This is a genomic window from Agrococcus phoenicis (genome assembly GCF_047302415.1).
Classification (GTDB): Bacteria; Actinomycetota; Actinomycetes; order Actinomycetales; family Microbacteriaceae; genus Agrococcus.
Genome location: NZ_CP154854.1, coordinates 413,254 through 432,954 on the forward strand (window position 1 = coordinate 413,254; position 19,701 = coordinate 432,954).

18 protein-coding genes are annotated in these 19,701 nt (G+C 73.9%); 10 read left to right on the forward strand and 8 right to left on the reverse strand.

Annotated elements, in window-relative coordinates:
- From AA0Z99_RS02035 to AA0Z99_RS02060, 6 genes are read left to right on the forward strand one after another with little or no spacing between them, the layout of a single operon-like run.
- The gene (locus AA0Z99_RS02035) at nucleotides 1-1,080 is read left to right on the forward strand and encodes a dipeptide epimerase (RefSeq protein WP_413318981.1); all 1,080 of its coding nucleotides are present in this window, start codon (nucleotides 1-3) and stop codon (nucleotides 1,078-1,080) included.
- Nucleotides 1,077-2,219, forward strand: a complete 1,143-nt coding sequence (locus tag AA0Z99_RS02040) for a serine hydrolase domain-containing protein (RefSeq protein WP_413318983.1) — start codon at nucleotides 1,077-1,079, stop codon at nucleotides 2,217-2,219. Before AA0Z99_RS02035 ends, AA0Z99_RS02040 begins: the two co-directional genes overlap by 4 nt.
- Nucleotides 2,216-3,838 (forward strand): ABC transporter ATP-binding protein, encoded by a 1,623-nt coding sequence (locus AA0Z99_RS02045; RefSeq protein WP_413318985.1) that lies wholly within the window; start codon nucleotides 2,216-2,218, stop codon nucleotides 3,836-3,838. Before AA0Z99_RS02040 ends, AA0Z99_RS02045 begins: the two co-directional genes overlap by 4 nt.
- On the forward strand, nucleotides 3,835-4,593 hold the full coding sequence (locus AA0Z99_RS02050) for a glucosamine-6-phosphate deaminase (RefSeq protein ID WP_413318987.1): 759 nt from the start codon (nucleotides 3,835-3,837) through the stop codon (nucleotides 4,591-4,593). Before AA0Z99_RS02045 ends, AA0Z99_RS02050 begins: the two co-directional genes overlap by 4 nt.
- 57 nt (nucleotides 4,594-4,650) lie before the next feature.
- Nucleotides 4,651-7,485, forward strand: a complete 2,835-nt coding sequence (locus AA0Z99_RS02055; RefSeq protein WP_413318989.1) for an FAD-binding and (Fe-S)-binding domain-containing protein — start codon at nucleotides 4,651-4,653, stop codon at nucleotides 7,483-7,485.
- Nucleotides 7,463-8,668 (forward strand): hypothetical protein, encoded by a 1,206-nt coding sequence (locus tag AA0Z99_RS02060; protein ID WP_413318991.1) that lies wholly within the window; start codon nucleotides 7,463-7,465, stop codon nucleotides 8,666-8,668. Before AA0Z99_RS02055 ends, AA0Z99_RS02060 begins: the two co-directional genes overlap by 23 nt.
- A 54-nt stretch (nucleotides 8,669-8,722) precedes the next feature.
- Here the strand turns inward: AA0Z99_RS02060 and AA0Z99_RS02065 are convergent, their stop codons facing one another.
- The gene (locus AA0Z99_RS02065; RefSeq protein WP_413318993.1) at nucleotides 8,723-9,361 is read right to left on the reverse strand and encodes a response regulator; all 639 of its coding nucleotides are present in this window, start codon (nucleotides 9,359-9,361) and stop codon (nucleotides 8,723-8,725) included.
- A complete protein-coding gene (locus tag AA0Z99_RS02070) occupies nucleotides 9,358-10,560 on the reverse strand; it encodes a sensor histidine kinase (protein WP_413318995.1) in 1,203 nt (400 codons plus the stop codon). The genes AA0Z99_RS02065 and AA0Z99_RS02070 overlap by 4 nt, the downstream gene beginning before the upstream one ends.
- A gap of 111 nt (nucleotides 10,561-10,671) precedes the next feature.
- Here AA0Z99_RS02070 and AA0Z99_RS02075 point away from each other — a divergent pair, with 111 nt between their 5' ends.
- The 4 genes from AA0Z99_RS02075 to AA0Z99_RS02090 all read left to right on the forward strand — a co-directional run bounded on the left by AA0Z99_RS02075 (nucleotide 10,672) and on the right by AA0Z99_RS02090 (nucleotide 13,090).
- Nucleotides 10,672-11,475 (forward strand): ABC transporter ATP-binding protein, encoded by an 804-nt coding sequence (locus AA0Z99_RS02075; RefSeq protein ID WP_413318997.1) that lies wholly within the window; start codon nucleotides 10,672-10,674, stop codon nucleotides 11,473-11,475.
- On the forward strand, nucleotides 11,472-12,269 hold the full coding sequence (locus tag AA0Z99_RS02080) for an ABC transporter permease (protein ID WP_413318999.1): 798 nt from the start codon (nucleotides 11,472-11,474) through the stop codon (nucleotides 12,267-12,269). Before AA0Z99_RS02075 ends, AA0Z99_RS02080 begins: the two co-directional genes overlap by 4 nt.
- Before the next feature lie 47 nt (nucleotides 12,270-12,316).
- Nucleotides 12,317-12,715 (forward strand): DUF1304 domain-containing protein, encoded by a 399-nt coding sequence (locus AA0Z99_RS02085; RefSeq protein ID WP_413319001.1) that lies wholly within the window; start codon nucleotides 12,317-12,319, stop codon nucleotides 12,713-12,715.
- Nucleotides 12,716-12,841: 126 nt separating this feature from the next.
- Nucleotides 12,842-13,090 (forward strand): hypothetical protein, encoded by a 249-nt coding sequence (locus AA0Z99_RS02090; protein WP_413319003.1) that lies wholly within the window; start codon nucleotides 12,842-12,844, stop codon nucleotides 13,088-13,090.
- 25 nt (nucleotides 13,091-13,115) lie between these two features.
- Here the strand turns inward: AA0Z99_RS02090 and AA0Z99_RS02095 are convergent, their stop codons facing one another.
- The 6 genes from AA0Z99_RS02095 to AA0Z99_RS02120 are packed head-to-tail and all read right to left on the reverse strand — an operon-like array spanning nucleotide 13,116 to nucleotide 19,608.
- Entirely contained in the window at nucleotides 13,116-13,916 is an 801-nt protein-coding gene (locus tag AA0Z99_RS02095) for an HpcH/HpaI aldolase family protein (protein WP_413319005.1), read from the reverse strand.
- Nucleotides 13,913-14,743: a 2-keto-4-pentenoate hydratase gene (locus AA0Z99_RS02100; RefSeq protein WP_413319007.1), complete on the reverse strand. Its 831-nt coding sequence runs from the start codon at nucleotides 14,741-14,743 to the stop codon at nucleotides 13,913-13,915. The genes AA0Z99_RS02095 and AA0Z99_RS02100 overlap by 4 nt, the downstream gene beginning before the upstream one ends.
- Nucleotides 14,740-15,834: a 3,4-dihydroxyphenylacetate 2,3-dioxygenase gene (gene hpaD, locus AA0Z99_RS02105; protein ID WP_413319009.1), complete on the reverse strand. Its 1,095-nt coding sequence runs from the start codon at nucleotides 15,832-15,834 to the stop codon at nucleotides 14,740-14,742. The genes AA0Z99_RS02100 and hpaD overlap by 4 nt, the downstream gene beginning before the upstream one ends.
- Nucleotides 15,835-15,892: 58 nt before the next feature.
- A complete protein-coding gene (hpaE, locus tag AA0Z99_RS02110) occupies nucleotides 15,893-17,386 on the reverse strand; it encodes a 5-carboxymethyl-2-hydroxymuconate semialdehyde dehydrogenase (protein WP_413319011.1) in 1,494 nt (497 codons plus the stop codon).
- A gap of 9 nt (nucleotides 17,387-17,395) precedes the next feature.
- Nucleotides 17,396-18,097 (reverse strand): GntR family transcriptional regulator, encoded by a 702-nt coding sequence (locus tag AA0Z99_RS02115; RefSeq protein ID WP_413319012.1) that lies wholly within the window; start codon nucleotides 18,095-18,097, stop codon nucleotides 17,396-17,398.
- Entirely contained in the window at nucleotides 18,094-19,608 is a 1,515-nt protein-coding gene (locus AA0Z99_RS02120) for a fumarylacetoacetate hydrolase family protein (protein WP_413319014.1), read from the reverse strand. Before AA0Z99_RS02120 ends, AA0Z99_RS02115 begins: the two co-directional genes overlap by 4 nt.
- Between the last annotated feature and the right edge of the window lie 93 nt (nucleotides 19,609-19,701).

Sequence of the window (19,701 nt, forward strand, 5' to 3'; positions counted from 1 at the left end):
GTGACGCGCGTCAGCGAGCTGCGGCTGCACCGCGCGGAGGTGCCGCTCCGGCGCGCCTTCACGACCGCGGTGCGCTCGACCGATGCGCTCGAGGTGCTGCTGGTCGAGGCCGTCGACGAGGATGGCCGGAGCGGCTGGGGCGAGGTGGCGATGAGCTGGCGGGTGACCGGGGAGGGGCCCGCCGGCGCGACCGCGGTGCTCGAGGGGCCGCTGCGGGATGCGGTGATCGGCCTGCCGATCGACGAGCCGCCGGTGTGGGGGAGGGCGATCGAGCGCGCCGTGGCTCGCAACCCCGCCGCGCGAGCGGCGCTCGACGCGGCGCTGTGGGATCTGCGCGCCCAGCGGCTGGGGCTGCCGCTGTGCGAGGTGCTCGCGACCGGCTCGGCGACCTCGGTGCGCACCGACATGACGATCGCCGTCGGCTCCGTCGACGAGGTGCTGGCCGACGCCGCCGCGCACCTCGCGCAGGGGTTCAGCACCGTGAAGGTGAAGCTCGGCACCGATCCGGCGCACGACGACCGCGTGGTGCGCGCGCTGCGCGCAGGGCCCGCGGCGACGACGACGCTGCGCGTCGACGCGAACCAGGGATGGAGCGCCGATGCTGCGATCCGACTGCTTCGCGGGTGGGAGGACGACGGGCTGCAGGTCGAGCTCGTCGAGCAGCCGACGCCCGCCGATGACCTGCCGGCGCTCGCCCGCGTGCGCGCGGCCGTCGACACCACGATCCTCGCCGACGAGTCGGTCTGGAGCGCGCGCGACCTGCGGGAGGTGATCCGGTGCGGGGCCGCCGACGCCGTCAACGTCAAGCTCGCGAAGTGCGGCGGGGTCTCCGCGGCCCGGGAGCTCGTCGCCCTCGCCGCGCAGCACGAGGTCGGCGTGATCATCGGATGCATGCTCGAGTCGATCGTCGGCGTGACGGCGGCCGCCCATGTCGCCGCCACGCTGCCGGCAGCCGTCCACGACCTCGACGCAGCGCACTGGCTCGGGCGCTCACCGGTCGAGGGCGGCGCCCGTGCCCTCGAGGACTCGCTCGTGCTCGCAGACGCTGCGGGCCTCGGCGTCGTCGGGGTCGCGGCATGAGCGGCGCGCTGCTGCAGCCGGCAGCGGAGGCGCTCGTGCGCTCGAGCTCCGACGGCCCCGCGATGCCGCCCGCGGCCGTGCTCGCCGTCGCCGAGGGCGACGACGTCCACGTTGCCGCAGCCGGCACCGCCGACCTCCTCCGGGGCGAGGCCGCGAGCGTCGCGCACGCCCAGGACCTGGCCTCCGTCAGCAAGGTGCTGACGACCCTCGCGGTGCAGGCGCTCGCGAGCCGCGGCCAGCTCACCATGGAGGCCACGCTCGGCGAGGTCCTCGGCGATCGCGCCGGCGCCCACCGCGACGCGAGCGTCGACGACCTGCTGCGCCATCGCAGCGGGATGCGCCCGTGGTGGCCGCTCTACCTCGAGCCGGCGGCGGCCGAGGATCCCGTGGGTGCAGCGCTCAGCCTCTCGCCCATCGCTCCGAGGGGCACCGAGCGCCGCTACTCGGATCTCGGGATGCAGGCGCTGGGGGCGGTCGTCGAGCGCGTCGCTGCCATGCCCTTGGCTCGAGCGGTCGGCGAGCTGGTGCTCGCTCCGCTGGCTGCCTCCAGCATCACCGCAGGTGCCCCCGCCGCGGGCGCACCGACGCTGACAGGACCGGACGGCGACGCGATCGAGCGCACGATGGTGCGCACGGGCGTGCCCTACCCGGTCGACGTGGACGACGCGGCGTTCGACTGGCGCGCGGGACCCGTGCGGCGATCGATCGCCGACGGCAACGCCTTCCACGCCTTCCGGGGCGCCGCGGGCCACGCCGGCTGGTTCGGCGACGTGGAGGGGCTGCTGCGGGTCGCTGCGGCGCTCGCCGACCCCGCCGCCGCCGGGATCGACCCGCAGCACGCTCGCGGGCTCCGGGTCGCGCTCGATCCCGGGCAGGGCCAGGGCGTGCGCCTCTTCCGCGTCTCCTGGCGCGGGCGCGAGCGGACCGTGCTCGGCCACCCCGGCTTCACCGGCGCCTTCGTCGGCGCCGCCCCGGCGAGCGCGGGCGAGCCCGCGCTGCGCATCGCACTGCTGAGCAACAGGCTGCACGGCAGACCCGCGCCGACCAGCGATCGCCTCGTCGACGTGGAGCGCCTCTGGCGCACGGCCCTCGGCGAGGCCGACACCATCTTGCACCCCACCACCGGAGGACGACCGTGACGACCCCCCTGCTCTCGGTGCGCGACCTGCGCGTCGCGTTCCGCACCCCCAACGGCTCCTTCGAGGCCGTCCGCGGCGTCAGCTTCGAGATCGCCGCGGGCGAGACCGTCGCGGTGGTCGGCGAGTCGGGCTCGGGCAAGTCGACGATCGCCTCCTCGATCAACCGCCTGCTCGCCGACAACGGCAGGATCGCCGGCGGCAGCATCCGCTTCGAGGGCACGGAGCTCTCGACGGCACCCGAGCGCACCATGCGCGGGCTGCGCGGGGCGGGCATCGGGCTGGTGCCCCAGGATCCGATGTCGAACCTGAACCCCGTGCACACCGTCGGGGCGCAGATCTCGGAGGCGCTCCAGGTGCACGGCCGGGGCGGCGCCGATGGTGGCCGCGCCCGCACGCTGGAGCTGCTGGAGATGGTCGGCATCCCGGAGCCGGCCCAGCGGTACGACCAGTACCCGCACGAGTTCTCCGGAGGGATGCGGCAGCGCGCCCTCATCGCCATGGGATTGGCGTGCGAGCCCCGACTGCTCATCGCCGATGAGCCGACCAGCGCGCTCGACGTGACCGTGCAGCGGAGGATCCTCGACACGCTCGGGGACCTGACCGCACGATCCGGGACCGCGGTGCTCCTGATCACGCACGACCTGGCCCTCGCGGCCGAGCGCGCCGACCGGGTGCTCGTGATGCTCCGCGGCGAGCTCGTCGAGGCCGGCCCCGCCCGCGAGATCCTCGAGCGGCCCCAGCACGAGTACACCCAGCGCCTGGTCTCCGCGGCTCCGAGCCTCAGCACGACGACGCTGGTCGCGCCCGCCGGCACTGCCGAGCGGCCGGAGCCCATCGCCGTGATGGCCGGGGTCGGCCGCAGCTACCGGATGCGCGGGGCAGCGCGAGGCACGGACTTCTGGGCGGCCAGGGATGTCTCGTTCAGCGTCCCGCGCGGGCAGACGGTCGCCATCGTCGGCGAGTCGGGCTCCGGGAAGTCGACGACCGCGAAGATGCTGCTCGGTCTCGAGGATCCGAGCGAGGGCAGCATCAGCATCGAGGGGCAGGAGCTCGCCGGGCTCTCGCGCCGGGCGCTGCTCGCGATGCGGCGCCGCGTGCAGCCGGTGTTCCAGAACCCCTTCGCGTCGCTCGACCCCCGGTACACGGTGGCAGCCTCGATCGTCGAGCCGCTGCGGGTGCACCGCGTGGGAGACCGCCGGTCGCGCACCGAGCGGGTGCACGAGCTGCTGCACCAGGTGGCGCTGCCCGCGGATGCTGCCGAGCGACTGCCGCACGAGCTCTCCGGCGGCCAGCGCCAGCGCGTGGCGATCGCGCGCGCCCTGGCGCTCGAGCCGCAGCTGGTGGTGCTCGACGAGGCGGTCTCCGCGCTCGACGTGCTCGTGCAGGCGCAGATCCTCGACCTGCTCGTGCGCCTGCAGCAGGAGCTCGGGCTGAGCTACCTCTTCATCAGCCACGACCTGGCGGTGGTCAACATGATCGCCCACGAGGTGCACGTCATGCAGCGCGGCCGGATCGTGGAGTCGGGCACCCCGCAGCAGCTCTTCTCCGCACCGGCCGAGCCCTACACGCGCGAGCTGATCGCCGCCATCCCCGGCGCGACGCTGGCGACGGACCGATGACGCGCACGCTCGCGCTCCACGTCGTCCGGGATCGGCGCGCGGGCGGGAGCCTCGCGGCCGAGCGCATCGCCGCCGCCGTGGCGCAGCGGCCCGATCTCGTGCTGGGGGTCGCGACGGGCTCCACGCCGGAGCCCGTCTGGTCGGCGCTCGTCGAGCGCGACCTCGACCTGTCGAGGGTGCGGGCCTTCGCGCTCGACGAGTACCTGGACATCCCGGCCGACCATCCCGAGCGCTACGCGGCGGTCGTCGAGCGCGAGATCACCCGGCCGCTCGGCCTCGACCCGCGGCTCGTGCGGACGCCCGGCGACGACGGGCGCGACGAGGGTGCGCCGCAGCGCTACGAGCGGGCGATCGCCGAGGCGGGGGGCGTCGACATCCAGGTGCTGGGCATCGGCCGCAACGGCCACATCGCGTTCAACGAACCGGGCTCCGCGGCGAGCTCGCGCACCCGCATCGCGCGGCTCTCGGAGCAGACGCGCCGCGACAACGCGCGCTTCTTCCGATCGCTCGACGAGGTCCCGCGATCCTGCATCACCCAGGGGATCGGCACGATCCTCGAGGCGCGCAGCATCATCCTGCTCGCCTTCGGGGCCTCGAAGGCGGCAGCCATCGCGGCGGCGGTGGAGGGACCGGTGACGACCGACGTCCCAGCCTCCGCGCTGCAGCGGCATCCCGACGTCACGGTCGTCGTCGACGAGGCCGCGGCCGCGGCCCTGCAGCAGCGTCGCCCGAGCGCGGCGGCCGAGCGGGCGTGAGGGCGCGGAGCGCGCTCGTGGCCCTCCCTCCCTCCTGACCGAACGACGAGGAGCACCATGCCAGCATCGATCCTCCGGCCGGGCGTGCCGCGGGCTGTCTCGGACGCCGTCGCGGAGCCGAGCCGGATGCGCACGCGCGCCATCGACGTGGCGGCCTACGCCGCCGACGCCTCGCACTACCTCCTGACCCCGACCGCCGTCGTGGTCGCCGACTCCGCGGAGGAGGTCGCGCGCGTGCTCGCCGCGGCGTCGCGATCGGGCGTGGGGATCACCTTGCGCTCGGGCGGCACGAGCCTGTCCGGTCAGGCAGCCGGCGACGGGATCCTCGTCGACGTCCGACAGCGGTTCCGGGGCATCACCGTGCTCGACGACGGGCGGAGGGTGCGTGCGCAGTCGGGGGCGACGGTCGCGCAGGTCAACGCCCGGCTGGCGCGCCACGGTCACCGCCTCGGTCCCGACCCGGCCAGCGAGACGGCGTGCACGATCGGCGGCGTCATCGCCAACAACTCGAGCGGCATGGCCTGCGGCATCGACGAGAACGCGTACCGCACCCTCGAGTCGATGGTGATCGTGCTGCCATCGGGGACGATCATCGACACGGGCGACGCCGACGCGAGCGCGCGGCTGCGCCGGGCGGAGCCTGCGCTCGTCGAGGGGCTCGAGCGCCTGCGACGACGGGTGCGGGACGACCCGGCCTCGGTCGCCACGATCCGGCGCCAGTTCTCGCTGAAGAACACGATGGGGTACGGGATCAACGCCTTCCTCGACGCGGAGTCGCCTGCCGAGCTGCTGCAGCGCCTCGTCATCGGCTCCGAGGGCACGCTCGCCTTCGTCGCGGAGGCGACGTTCCGCACGGTGCCGGTGCTGCCGCTCGCGAGCACGGCGCTGGCCGTGTTCCCGACCCTCGACGCCGCCACGCGCATCCTGCCCGCGCTCGTCGGATCCGGCGCGGCGACGATCGAGCTCATGGACTCGACCTCCATCGCCGTCGGGCAGCGGCTGCCGGGCGCGCCAGCGCAGATCCTCGGGTTCGAGCCGGCCGAGCAGGCGGCGCTGCTGATCGAGTACCGGTCGACCGATGCCGACGAGCTCGCCGCGGCGAGCGGGGCCGGGGCAGCCGCGCTCGCCGCCGCGCAGCTCCACGCACCCGCCACCTTCGGCGCGGACGCGGGGGAGCGGGCGAGGGCGTGGGCGCTGCGCAAGGGCCTGTACGCCTCGGTCGCGGGCGCTCGCCCGAGCGGCACGACCGCGCTCCTCGAAGACGTCGTCGTGCCGCCGGCGGCACTGGCGGACACCTGCGCCGGGCTGCAGGCGCTCTTCGAGCGGTACGCCTATCGCGACGCGGTGATCTTCGGGCACGCCAAGGACGGCAACGTCCACTTCATGCTCACCGATCGCTTCGACAGCGATGCGGCGCTGGCGCGCTTCGACGCCTTCACCGAGGCGATGGTCGACCTCGTGCTCGACGCCGGCGGCAACCTCAAGGCCGAGCACGGCACGGGCCGCGCGATGGCGCCGTACGTGCGGCGCCAGTACGGCGATGCGCTCACCGAGGTCATGCGGGAGCTCAAGCGGCTCTGCGACCCGGCGGGGATCATGAACCCCGGCGTCCTGCTCGAGACCGAGCCGGGCGCGCACCTGCGCCACATCGCGCTGCCGCCGACCGTCGACGCGGAGGTCGACCGCTGCGTGGAGTGCGGGTACTGCGAGCCCGTCTGCCCCAGTCGCGACCTGACGCTCACGCCGCGCCAGCGCATCGTCGTCCGGCGCGCCGCGGAGTCGGCGCGACTGCGCGGCGATGCGCAGCTGGCCGCCGAGCTCGACGCCGACTACGGCTACGCCGGCGTGCAGACGTGCGCGGTGGACGGCATGTGCGGCACCGCGTGCCCCGTCCAGATCGACACCGGACAGCTCGTGAAGCGCCTGCGGGAGGAGTCGGCGAAGCCGCTGCTGGCGGCCGGCTGGGCGGCTGCTGCGACGGCGTGGGGGCCCGTCACCCGCGCCGGATCGGCAGCGCTCTCGGTCGCCGACCGGGTCCCCGCTCCGCTCGTCCGCGCCGCGACCGACGGCGCTCGCGCCCTGCTCGGCCACGAGGTCGTCCCGCGGTACTCGGCGGAGCTGCCCCGCGGCGGCCCCGCTCGTCGCAGCCTCGGCCGCACCGTCGGCGCCCCCGGCGGCCGCGTCGCCGGGATCTACGTGCCGGCGTGCGTCAACAGCATGTTCGGCGCCGCCGACGGCACGGGCGGCATCATGCGCGCCTTCGAGCGGCTGCTCGAGCGCACCGGGCTCGCGATGGTCGTGCCGGAGGGCGTGGAGGCGACCTGCTGCGGCACCCCGTGGTCGTCGAAGGGCTTGGCAGCCGGGGCGGAGGCGAATCGAGAGCGCACGGTGGAGCGCATCGCGGCCGCCGCAGGAGGAGGGCTCGCGGTCGTCAGCGATGCGAGCAGCTGCACGGAGGGCTTCGCGTCCATGCTGGCGGGCGCGGGCATCCCGGTGGAGGATGCCGTCACGTTCGCCGCCCGGGAGATGCTCCCCCTGCTCGCGGTGGAGCCCTCGATCCCTCGGCTCGTCCTGCATCCCACGTGCTCCTCGCGCCAGCTCGGGATCGACGAGGACCTGCGGGCCGTCGCAGAGGCCGTCGCCGTCGACGTGCGGGTACCGGATGCCTGGGGCTGCTGCGGCTTCGCGGGCGACAGGGGCATGCTGCATCCCGAGCTCACCGCCTCCGCGACGGCGGCCGAGGCAGCCGAGGTGCGCGGGCTCGCCGCCGACGCCCATGCCTCGTGCAACCGCACGTGCGAGCTGGGCATGACCCGCGCGACCGGCGCGGCGTACCGGCACGTGCTGGAGCTGCTCGCGGATGCCCCCGATGCGGCCCGCGCGCGCGCCTGAGCCCGGCGCGGGCCCGCCGCGCGGCAGCGTCGCGGCACTGTTCCTCGTCTTCGGGTCGCTCGGCGCATCCGCTGCCGCGATCCCGGCGACGCTGCCTGCGGTCATCGCCCGAGCTCCCGAGGCGGCGTCGACGGCGGCAGGCGCGGTGCCTGCCCTCTTCCTCGGCGTGCTGGTGGGCGTGGTGCTGAGCATCTGCACCCGGCGCCCCGCGACGCAGGTCGTGATCGCCGGAGGCGCCCTGCAGGCGTGCGCGTTCGTGGCCCTCTGGCTGCTCCAGGCGCCGGAGGCGCTGGTCGTGCTGGCTGCCGTGGTCGGGATCGGGTTCGGCCTCGTCGAGGCGTCGGCGACCGCGCTGGTGCGAGACCTCGATCGCGCAGCGACGGCGCGACGCCTGACGGCCCTCACCGGCACCGTGGCGCTCGTGGCGGCCGCCCTGCCCCTCTCGGTGTCCTTCGTGAGCGCAGAGCTGGTCGCCGGTACGACCTACGGCGCTGCAGCGGTGCTCGCCGCCGCCGCGGCGCTCGCGACCGCGATCGCGGCGAGCGGGCGCGTCCGGCAGCGGTCGCCGGTCGCGGCGCCCGACGGGAGATCGGTCCCGGCTCCCGTGCGGCAGTGGCTGCCGCTCGGCGCAGCCGCGCTCGCCCTGGCGCTCGCGGTGGGCGTGGAGTCGATGCTCGCGGGCAGCTCCGCCGTCATCCCGTACCTCGTGCTCGGCGCTGCTCCCGCCCAGGCCGCGATCGGCACCTCCGCGTTCTGGCTGCTGCTCGCGAGCGGCAGGTTCGCGGCGTCGACCGCCATGCGGCTCGGTGCCTCCGCATCATCGTGCCTCGCGGTCGCCATCTGTGGCAGCGCGGCAGCGCTGGCGACCGCCGCTGCATCGGTGACGGCCGCCCCGGTCGTGGGCGCCGCGGCCGTCGCGCTCGCGGTGATCGGCATCGGACCGGTCTACTCCCTCGTCATCGGGCTGACGATCGAGGGGGCGCGTGCGCGCTGGGTCATCGGTGCGCTGATCGCGGCGGGCTCCGCTGGTGGCGCCACGATCCCGCTGCTGCTGCTCCTCGGCGCGCTCGGTCCGGCGCGAGGGGAGACGTGGCTCGTGCTGGCCGGCATCGTCGCGCTCGCGGGCGCGGCTGCGGCCTTCGCGCGGGCTCGGATGCGCCGGTCGGCGCGCTCGACGGCGTGAGCGCTCGCGCCGGCGCCCGCGGCCCTGGCGTGCCGGCGGCTCGCGCGGGTCGCCTCAGCGCAGCACGCCGTCGCGCAGCGCGCGCAGCACGGCGCTCGTGCGATCCCGCGCACCGAGCTTCATGATGATCGCCGAGACGTGGTTCTTCACGGTGCCCTCGGCGAGGAACAGGGCCTCGGCGATCTCGCGGTTCGGCGAGCCCTGCGCGAGCAGCCGCAGCACCTCGAGCTCGCGCTCGGTGAGCTGCTGCACCGGGGTCTGATCGCTCTCGCCGGGGGTCGCCCGGATCGCCTGCAGCAGCCGGTCGGTCATCGCCGGCGCGATCGCCGTGCCGCCGTCGGCGAGGGTGCGCACGGCGCTCGAGAGCTGCTCGAGCGTCACGTCCTTCAGCAGGTAGCCGCGCGCCCCCGCGCGCACCGCGTCGAGCACCTGGCCGTCGTCGTCGAAGGTCGTCAGCACGAGCACCGGTGTCGCATCGCCGGCCTCCCGCATCCGCTCCAGCGTCCACAGCCCGTCGAACCCGGGCATCCGCACGTCCAGCAGCACCACGTCGGGCCTCGTCGCCGCGATCACGTCGAGCGCCTCGCGGCCATCCGCGGCCTCGCCGACCACCTCGATCCCGGCCACGCCCAGCAGCCCCCCGATGCCCTGCCTGATGAGCGTCTGGTCGTCGACGAGCACGACGCGGATCACGGCGCACCCTCCCGCGCCCCGGCTGCCTGCGCGCCGGAGCCCTGCGCGCCGCCCTGCCCGGCGGCGCCCGCGAGCCTGGCGGTGACGACGAATCCGTCGCTGCCGTCGAGCGCCACCTCGCCGCCGAGCGCCTCGAACCGCTCGCGCAGCCCCCGCAGACCGTTGCCGGGCCGGACGACCGCGACGCCCTGCCCGTTGTCGCGACCCGTGAGGGTCGTGCCGAGCTCGTCGGCGTGCACCCGCAGGTGCAGCTCGGTGGCCTCGGCATGGCGGATGGTGTTGGTCACCACCTCCTGCGCGGCGCGCAGGAGCGCGGCGCGCTCCACGTCGTCGACCGCCACCCCGGGCTCGACGGCGATCGTCACCTCGAGCCCCGGCAGCTCGGCGGTCATGTCGCGCAGCGCGAGCTCGAGGTCCGGCGCCTCGAGCCGCAGCTGCATCACCGTCTGGCGCACGTCGCGCAGCAGGGTGCGCGCGAGCTCGTCGGCGCGCTCGACGTGGTGGCGCGCATCCGGCGGGTCGACGTGCTTCGCGGTCTCGAGCTGCAGGGTCAGCACCGTGAGCTGGTGGCCGAGGGCGTCGTGCAGGTCGCGCGAGATCCGCAGGCGCTCGGCCGTGCGCGCCGACTCGGCCCGCTCGAGCGTCGCCGCCCGCAGGGCCACGTGGGCCGCGGCGAGCTCGCGACGGGTGGCGCGCTCCTGCAGCAGCGCGATCGAGCTGAGCAGCGTCGCGAGCTGGATCATGAGGTAGAAGCCGGTCTGGATCGCCGTCTCGACGGCGTCGACGTGCACCAGTGCGGTGGTGAGCGCGACGACGACCGTGTTGAGCGCCACCACGGTCAGCGACGCCCAGAGCGGTGCCACGTAGGCGCCGAGCCCGGCGACCACGACGAGCAGCACGAGCACGAAGCCCACGGTCGGCAGCGTCAGCACCAGCGCCCACGACGCGAGCATCGCCACGGCATAGGCCGCTGAGCGCCGCGCCCCTGGGCGCGCCATCGAGGCGAAGAGCAGCGCCGCGAGGAAGAGCGCGAGCACCGCCACCCACACCGGGTAGGGCACGAGCGGCGGGATCAGCCCCAGCAGCACGGGCGAGGCGACGCCGACCGACATCGCGAGCACGGCGACACCGGCCCAGATCTCGATGCTCTGCGCCCGCGGGGCGGTGACGCCGGGCGCCGGTCGCGTGTGCGCTGCCACGCCGCCAGCCTATGCGCGCGACGGGGCCGCGCACCCGTGCCGATGGTCATGGCCGGGGCTCGTGACCGGCGGCACGTGTGCCGGGCCGGCTCGCTCCCTAGCGTCGAGGGCATGGATGCGACACCACGGGATGCGACACCACAGGATGCGACACCACGGGTTGCGCCGCCGGCAGCCGTCGGCGACGGCATCGTCGCCGACGGCCTCGTCAAGCGCTACCGCGGCAGAGCCGTCGTCGACGGCGTCAGCCTGCGCGTCGCTGCGGGGGAGACCCTCGGGATCCTCGGCGTCAACGGCGCGGGCAAGACCACGACGGTCGAGATGATCGCGGGGCTGCGATCGCCGGACGCCGGCAGCGTCTCGGTCCTCGGGCTCGACGTGCGGCGCGACCGCGCTCGCGTGCGCCAGGTGCTGGGCGTGCAGCTGCAGGAATCCGAGCTGCACAGCGCCCTGCGCGTGGACGAGCTGCTCGCGCTCTACCGCAGCTTCTACCGCGCGCCGCGCAGCGCCGAGGAGCTGCTCGACCTCGTGGGCCTGCGGGAGCAGCGTCGCACCCGGTTCGAGCGGCTCTCCGGCGGCCAGCAGCAGCGGTTGTCGATCGCGCTCGCGCTCGTGGGCGACCCGCGCGCGGTGATCCTCGACGAGCTCACCACCGGTCTCGACCCGCGCGCTCGGCGCAGCATGTGGGGCGCGATCGAGCGGCTGCAGCAGGAGGGGGTCACGATCCTGCTCGTCAGCCACGCGATGGAGGAGGTCGCGCGGCTCTGCCACCGCGTCGCCATCATCGACGCTGGCCGGGTGCTCGCCCTCGGCACCCCGGCAGCGCTCGTCGAGCAGGCGGGCGCCGATGACCTGGAGGGCGCGTTCCTCGCCCTCACGGGGCGCAGCGTCGACGACATGGAGGAGGCAGCATGAGCGCGCCCGTCGAGACCGCTCCCACCCGGCCGATCTCCGCCGGCGGCGCGCGCAGCGCGATGCGCGCCCTCGCCGCCCTCGTCGCGTGCGAGGCGAAGATGGTGGCGCGAGACACCGCCGGCCTCATCGTGCCGCTCGGGATGCCGCTGCTCATCATGGTCATGAGCGCGTCGGGCGCGGCCGACCAGGTGGTCGCCGAGGGTCGCACCGCCTTCGACCTGTTCGTGCTGCCCGTCGTGGTCACGATCGTCATGGCGATGATCGGCATCGTGAACCTGCCGAGCTTCCTCGCCACCTATCGCCGCACCGGCGTCCTGCGGCGGCTCGGCGTCACGCCGGTGTCACCGGCGCTGGTGCTCGTGGCACAGGCGATCGTCGCCGTCGTGCAGGCGGCGGCGGGGATCGGCCTGGCGATGCTCGTCGCGATGGCGGCGCTCGGCTCCGAGCCTCCCGCGCATCCGCTCGTGTGGCTCGGCGTCGCGGCGCTCGCGATGGCGGCCATGTGCGCGCTCGGCATGATCGTCGCGGCGGTCGCCCCGACCCCGAACTCGGCGGTCGCGATCGGCCTGGTCGGGTTCCTCGGGCTCGGTGCGATGGGCGGCATGTTCGGCGGCGTGCAGGCACTGCCGGAGCCGCTGCAGGAGGTCGCCCCCCTGCTGCCCTTCGGCGCCTCGGTCGAGGCCCTCGGCGCTGCCACCGCGGGGGTGCCGGCCGACGGGATCTCGATCATCGCCCTCGGCGCGACGATCGCGGTGGGGGCCGTGGTCGCGAGCCTGCTCTTCCGCTGGGAGTGACCCGATGGGCGCTGACGCGGCGCGCTGCCGCGCCTAGACTGCGGCGCATGGACCTCGTCGTCATCGCCTGCATCGCCGCCGCGCTCGCAGCCGCCGTCCACGCCTACATCTTCGTGCTGGAGACGCTGCGGTGGGAGGAGCCGGGCACGAGGCGCGTCTTCGGCACGACGCCGGAGCAGGCGGCGCAGTCGAAGCTGCTCGCCGCGAACCAGGGCGTCTACAACCTGCTGCTCGGCCTCGCCGCGCTCGCCGGTGTGCTCACGATCCTGGCCGGTGCTCGCGGAGCGGGCATCGCCGTGCTGCTGACGGCGACGGGCATCATGCTCGCGGCCGCCCTCTTCCTCGTCGTCTCGGACCGCAGCAAGGCGCGGGCCGCCACCGTGCAGGGCCTGTTCCCGCTGATCGCGGTCGTGACGGGGCTGATCGCCCTCGGGCAGGTCGTCTGACGAGCGTCGACAGCACCGCTGCTGCGGACGCGCAGCGTGCGAGCAGGGCTCGGCACGCTGCGCTCGCCTCCCCTTCCGCAGCGGTGCGAGCCGTGGCATGCTGGCTGCGACCGAGAGGGGGCGCCGATGCCCGCTGATGCTGGAGCGATCGACCTGCTGCTGACCGCGATGCCCGCCGTCGTCATGATCGCCTGGGCGGCGACGTGCCTGTGGGCGCTCCGTCGCCTCCAGGGCATGGAGGTCGCGGCCGTCTCGCAGCTCGCGTGGGGGCTCGCGATCGTCCTGCTGCCGCTGGCCGGCCTCGTCGCGTTCCTGCTGATCGGGGATCGCACGCCGCAGATCGAGCGCGAGCTCGGCATCCGCCGACTCGGGTGAGCCGACGGATGCGCGCTCCCCGCGATCAGTAGGAGTCGGCCTGCGCGCGCTGCTGCTGCTGCAGGCGTGCGACCGCGGCCTCCGAGCCGCGCGCCATCAGCGTGACGTCGGCCGAGACGAAGACGAAGGCGGCACCGCGCTCGATGCAGCGATCGGCATCGGCCGGGGCGAAGGCGTTGACGCCCACCGGTGTGCCCGCCGAGCGCACCGCGGCGATCGTGGCGTCCACCGCGTCCACCACCGCCGGCGCCGAGGGGTCACCGGGGTGGCCCATGGAGCCGGCGAGGTCGGCCGGCCCGATGAACACGGCGTCCACTCCATCGACCGCGGCGATCTCCGCGGCGTTCGCCGCGGCGTCCGCCGTCTCGATCTGCACGGTCACCGACACGTGGCGGTCGGCCTCGCCGACGTAGCCCTGGATGCGGCCCCAGCGCGAGGAGCGCGCGAGCGCCGACCCGATGCCGCGCGCGCCCTCGCGCTCGCCGGCGCCGCCGGGGTAGCGGGCGGCGCGCACCGCGGCGCGCGCCTCGTCGGCGGTCGAGACCATCGGCACCACGAGGTTCTGGGCGCCGACGTCGAGCACCTGCTTGATGACCACCGGGTCGTTCCACGGCACCCGCACGAGCGTAGTGACGGGGTAGGCGGCCGCGGCCTGCAGGATCGGCAGCAGCTCGCTCACGGTGATCGGACCGTGCTCGCCGTCGATCAGGAGCAGGTCGGCGCCGGAGCCGGCCATGATCTCGGCGGCGACGGCGCTGCCGGATGCGTTCCAGAGACCGACGAGCGGGGCCTCGGCGGCTGCGAGTGCGTCGCGGAAGGTGCTCATCGGAACCGCACCTCGACCATCCCCATGTCCTGGAACTCGGCGCGCACGACATCGCCCGGCTGCACCCAGACGGGCCGGGTGAAGGAGCCGGCGAGGATCAGCTCCCCGGCCTCGAGCCGGTCGCCGTGCTGCGCGAGCTTGCCGGCGAGCCAGGCGACGCCGAGCGCGGGGTTGCCGAGCACGCCGCCGGAGACGCCGGTCTCGATGATCTCGTCGTTCACGAGGCAGAGCGAGCCCACCCAGGAGAGGTCGCGGTCGCGCGGGCCGATCTCGTGCTCGCCGACCACGATGGCGCCGAGCGCCGCGTTGTCGCTGATGGTGTCGACGATCGTGCGGCCCTCGAGCTCGATGTGCGAGTCGAGGATCTCCAGCGCCGGCACGACGATCTCGGTCGCGTCGAGCACGTCGTCGACCGTGAGGCCCTCGCCTTCGAGCGGCGATCGCAGCACGAACGCGAGCTCGACCTCGACGCGCACGTTCGACCACTGGTCGTGCTCGACGCTCGCGCCGGAGGCGTAGGCCTGATCGGCGAAGATCACGCCGTAGTCGGGCTCCGTGATGCCGGTGGCGAGCTGCATCGCCTTGCTCGTCAGACCGATCTTGCGGCCGACGAGCCGCGCGCCGCCCTGCTCGCGCCGGGCGCGCCAGATGCGCTGGATCGCGTAGGAGTCCTCGATCGTCGCCGCGGGGAAGCGCGTCGAGATCCTCTCGATCGTGCCGCGCGACCGCGTCGCCTCGGCGAGCTCGTCGGCGATCGCGGCGACGGTCGCGTCATCGAGGCCGCGCCCGGGGCCCGCGGGCCCGGCGGCAGCGACGCCGTGCGTCACAGCTGGTTCCCGAGCTTGAAGCCCTTCGCCGCCTCACCGCGGTAGGTGCCGTCCTCGTCGCCGGGCCGCGTGTACGAGAAGCCGTCGGCCCCGATCGTCACCTCGAGCTCGCTCGAGTCGGTGCGCTCGACGACCTCGACGACGTTCCCGTCGAGGTCGAGCACCGGGGATGCCTCGGTGTACCAGGAGGGCACGACCGGGTTGCCCCACCAATCGCGGCGCTGGTTGTCGTGCACGTCCCACGTGATGACGGGGTTGTCGGGGTCGCCCGTCCAGTAGTCCTGCGTGTAGATCTCGATGCGGTGGCCGTCGGGGTCGGTGATGTAGAGGTAGAAGGCGTTCGAGACGCCGTGCCGGCCGGGCCCGCGCTCGATGTGGTCCGACATCCGCAGCGCGCCGAGCTTGTCGCAGATCTGGATGATGTTGTGCTTCTCGTGCGTCGAGAAGGCGATGTGGTGCATGCGCGGGCCGTTGCCGCCGGTGAGCGCGGTGTCGTGGACGGTGCCCTTGCGATGCATCCAGGCGGCGTAGGTGACGCCCTGGTCGTCCTTGATGTCCTCCGTCACCCGGAACCCGAGGTCCTCGAGGTACGCGCGACCGCGCGGCACGTCGGGGGTGACCTGGTTGAAGTGGTCGAGGCGCACGAGCTCGCCCGCCGAGTAGAGGTCGTAGCGCATGTGGAGCCGCTCGGCGTGCTCGGTGGCGTAGAAGAACTCGTAGGGGAAGCCGATCGGATCCTCGACGCGCACGCTGTCGCCGAAGCCCTTCTGGAAGCCGCCGCTGCGACGCTCGGTGCGGCAGCCGAGCTCCTGGTAGTAGGCCTCGGCGCGGTCGACGTCCTCGGGGGTGCGCACGCGGTAGGCGAACGCGGCGACGGCGGCGACCGGCCCCTTGCGCAGCACGAGGTTGTGGTGGATGAACTCCTCGTAGGAGCGCAGGTAGATCGCCTCGTCGTCCTCCTCGGTCACGTGCAGGCCGAGGATGTCGACGTAGAAGCGACGGCTCGCCTCGAGGTCGGTGACGACCAGGTCCATCGCCGCGCAGCGCACGATGTCGGGCGCCGGCGCGACCGGCTTCGGGATCTCGTTCATGGGTGCTTCTCCTTCGAAGTGCATGGGGTGTCGGCGCACGGGTGCCCGTGCGGGCGAGTCAGGCGGATGCGCCGAAGCGTGCGGTGTGGACGTCGCCGAGCGTGATGTGCACGGCCTGCTGGTCGCTGTAGAAGTCGAGCGAGCGGTAGCCGCCCTCGTGGCCGAGCCCAGAGGCCTTGACGCCACCGAAGGGGCTCCGCAGGTCGCGCACGTTGTGGCTGTTGAGCCACACCATGCCCGCCTCGACGTCCTGCGCGAAGCGGTGCGCGCGCGTGAGGCTCTGCGTCCAGATGTAGGCGGCGAGGCCGTAGCGCGTGTTGTTCGCGAGCTCCAGCGCCTCCTCGTCGGAGTCGAACGGCGTGATCGACACGACCGGGCCGAAGATCTCCTCCTGGAAGATGCGCGCATCCGGGCTGACGTCCGCGAACACCGTCGGGGCGACGAAGTTGCCCTCGGGGAACGCGTCGGGGCGGCCGCCGCCCGCGAGCAGGCGGCCCTCCTGCTTGCCGATCTCGACGTACGACATCACCTTGTCGAAGTGCTCGGGGTGCACGAGCGCGCCGACCTCGGTCTTCGCATCGTGCGGATCGCCGACCACGATGTTCCTCGCGCGCGCGGCGTAGCGCTCGAGGAACTCCTCGTAGATCGAGCGCTCGACGAGGATGCGGCTGCCTGCGGTGCAACGCTCGCCGTTCAGCGAGAAGACGCCGAAGAGCGTCGAGTCGATGGCCGCCTGGAGGTCGGCGTCGGCGAAGACGACGGCGGGGCTCTTGCCGCCGAGCTCCATCGAGAGCGCCTTGAGGTGGGGTGCCGCGTTGCCGAAGATGAGCTTGCCCGTGCTGGACTCTCCCGTGAAGGAGATGAGGGGCACGCCGGGGTGCTTGACGAGCGCGTCGCCGGCGGTCTCGCCGAAGCCGTTCACGAGGTTGAACACGCCCCTGGGCAGCTCGGCCTCCTCGAAGATGCCGGCCCAGAGCGACGCGGACAGCGGCGTGAACTCCGCGGGCTTCAGCACGACCGTGCAGCCGGAGGCGAGCGCCGGGCCCAGCTTCCAGGACTCGAGCATGAAGGGCGTGTTCCACGGAGTGATGAGGCCGGCGACGCCCTTGGGCTTGCGGTTGACGTAGTTGACCTGGCTGCCGGGCACCTTGTAGGCGTCGTCGCGCCCGGCGACGATCAGGTCGGCGAAGAAGCGGAAGTTCTCGGCCGCGCGCTGGGCCTGGCCCTTCGCCTGCGTGATCGGCAGCCCCGAGTCCCACGACTCGAGCTGCGCGAGCTCCTGGTCGCGCGACTCGACGATGTCGGCGATGCGGCTGAGGATGCGGGCGCGCTCGCGGTTCTTCATGCGCGGCCACGGGCCCTCCTCGAAGGCGCGCGTCGCGGCGGCGACCGCGAGGTCGATGTCGGCCTGCTTGCCGGAGGCGGCGACGGTGTAGTCCTGGTTCGTGACGGGGTCGAGCACGCCGAAGGTGTCGCCGTCGACGGAGGGCACGCGCTCGCCGTCGATGTAGTGGGGGATCAGCTCGGGGATGCCTGCGGGCTTGGTGGCCATGGTGGCTCCTTAGTCGGTGGTGTCGGCGTGCGTGCGGTGGAGGAAGGCGTCGGGCGTCGCGAGGCGGTGCGCCCGCACGGCGAGCTCGATGCGGCGCGGGTCCGCGCCCTCCTCGATGAGGCGGAGGATCGCCTCGTGCTCGTCCACCGAGGGGAGCGCGCGGCTGGGCACGAACGAGAAGGTCGACTGGCGCAGCCGCGCGAGCCGCTTCCAGCAGGTGTCGATGACGTCGCCGAGCACGCCGTTCGGCGAGACGTCGCTCAGCCGCCGGTGGAAGGCCTCGTTGAGCGCCGTGAACTGCACGGGGTCGAAGGCGGCGAGCGATTCGCGCATCCGCTGGTTGATGGCGCGCGCATCGTCGACGTCGCGCTTCGCGTAGAGCCCGGCGGCCAGCGAGATGGCGGCGCCCTCGACGAAGGAGAGGGTCTCCATCGTGTCGTGGTACTCGAGCTCGTCGATCTCGGCGACACGGGCGCCGATGTTCCGCTCGAAGGTCACGAGCCCCTCGGCCTCGAGCCGTCGGATCGCCTCGCGCACGGGCACCACGCTCATCTCGAGCTCGCGGCCGATCGCGTCGAGCACGAGCCGGTAGCCGGGGGAGTAGGTGCCGTCGACGATGCGGTCGTGCAGCAGGGCGTAGGCGCGCTGCGACTTCGACTGCGTCGCCTTGGCGGCCGGTGCTGCCGCGTCGACGGGGGTGGCCGCGTTCATCGCTCCTCCGCGTCGCGCAGGGTCGCCTCGTACCTGGCCCGCCACTGCGCGTTCATCGGGAAGAGCCCGTCGAGCACCTCGCCGGCATCCATCTGCTGCGCGATGAACTCCTCGGCTCGCTCCTGCTCGATGGCCTCCTCGACGAGCTCGCGGGCGAGCGCGGGCGGGATCACGAGCACGCCGTCGCCGTCGGCCACGATGATGTCGCCGGGCTGCACGGTCGCCCCGCCGCACGCGACGGTCTCGTCGAGGCTCCAGGGCACGTGCAGGCGGCCGAGCACCGCGGGGTGCCCGCCTGCGTGATAGGTCGGCACGCCGATCTCGGTCACCACGTCGAGGTCGCGCACGCCGCCGTCGGTGACGATGCCGGCAGCGCCCAGGTGCCGGGCGCGCAGCGCCAGGATGTCGCCCAGCGTGCCGGAGCGGTTGTCGCCGCGCGCCTCGATGACGACGACGTCGCCCTCGTGCAGGTCGTCGAAGAGGCGCTTCTGCGCGTTGTAGCCGCCGCCGTGGCTCGTGAAGAGGTCTTCGCGATTGGGCACGTAGCGCAGCGTGCGGGCCGTGCCGACGATGCGCTTGCCCGGCTGCGTCGAGCGCAGGCCGTCGATCGAGACGTTGTTGAGGCCGCGCTTGCGCAGGCCCGAGGAGAGCGTCGCGAGGGCGACGCTGGCGAGCTGCTCGCGGAGCGCGGCGTCGAGGACGGGCTCGGCGGGCGGCGCGAACTCGGCGACGGGGCGGCCGGATGCGTCGGCCCACTGCTCCGGGGTCGGCTTCGGCTGGGCCGAGTAGGCGGGCAGCTGCTGCTCGCCCACGCGCACCGTGGAGGCGAGGCGGCCGGTCGCGACCCGCTCGCCGCCGAGGGTGGTCGCGCTCACCTCGACCTCGACGCGCTGCCCGGGGGAGAAGGTCGAGGCGTCGGCGGGAGTGCCCGTCAGGATGACATCGCCGGGCTCGAGCGTGACGAGCTGCGAGAGGTCGCTGACGATCTGCGCGAGCGAGAAGAGGAGGGTCGAGGTCGAATCGGCCTGCACGAGCTCGCCGTCGAGCCACGTCCGCACCTCGATCGCGCGGGGGTCGAGCTGCGTCGCGTCGAGCAGGGTCGGGCCGATCGGCGTGAAGCCGTCGCCGCCCTTGGAGCGGATGTTGGAGCCCTTGTCGACCCAGCGCAGGTCGAAGACGCCGAGGTCGTTCGATGCCGTGACGTGCGCGACGTGCGCCCACGCATCCGCCTCGGCGACGGCGCGAGCCGCGGTGCCGATCACGATGGCGATCTCGCCCTCGAAGCCGAAGATCTCGGTGCCCGCCGGCGCGACGACCTCGCCGCCGGTGGAGAGCGAGGTGGCCGGCTTCAGGAAGTAGCCGGGGGCCTCGGGCGTGCGACCCTTCTGCGCGGCGCGGCCACGGTAGCCGATGTGCATCGCGAAGACCTTGCCGGGGCGGCTGCCGAGCAGACCCCAGGCGTCGACGGCGGCCTGCGGTGCGCCCTGAGCGGGCTGCGACGGTGCATCCATGCGGGCATCGTATACGATTTCCGATTCGACCTGCAAGGGGCTGTGGAGCCGGGCCTCTGGGGGTGGCGGGGCGGCGACTGCCACACTCGCATC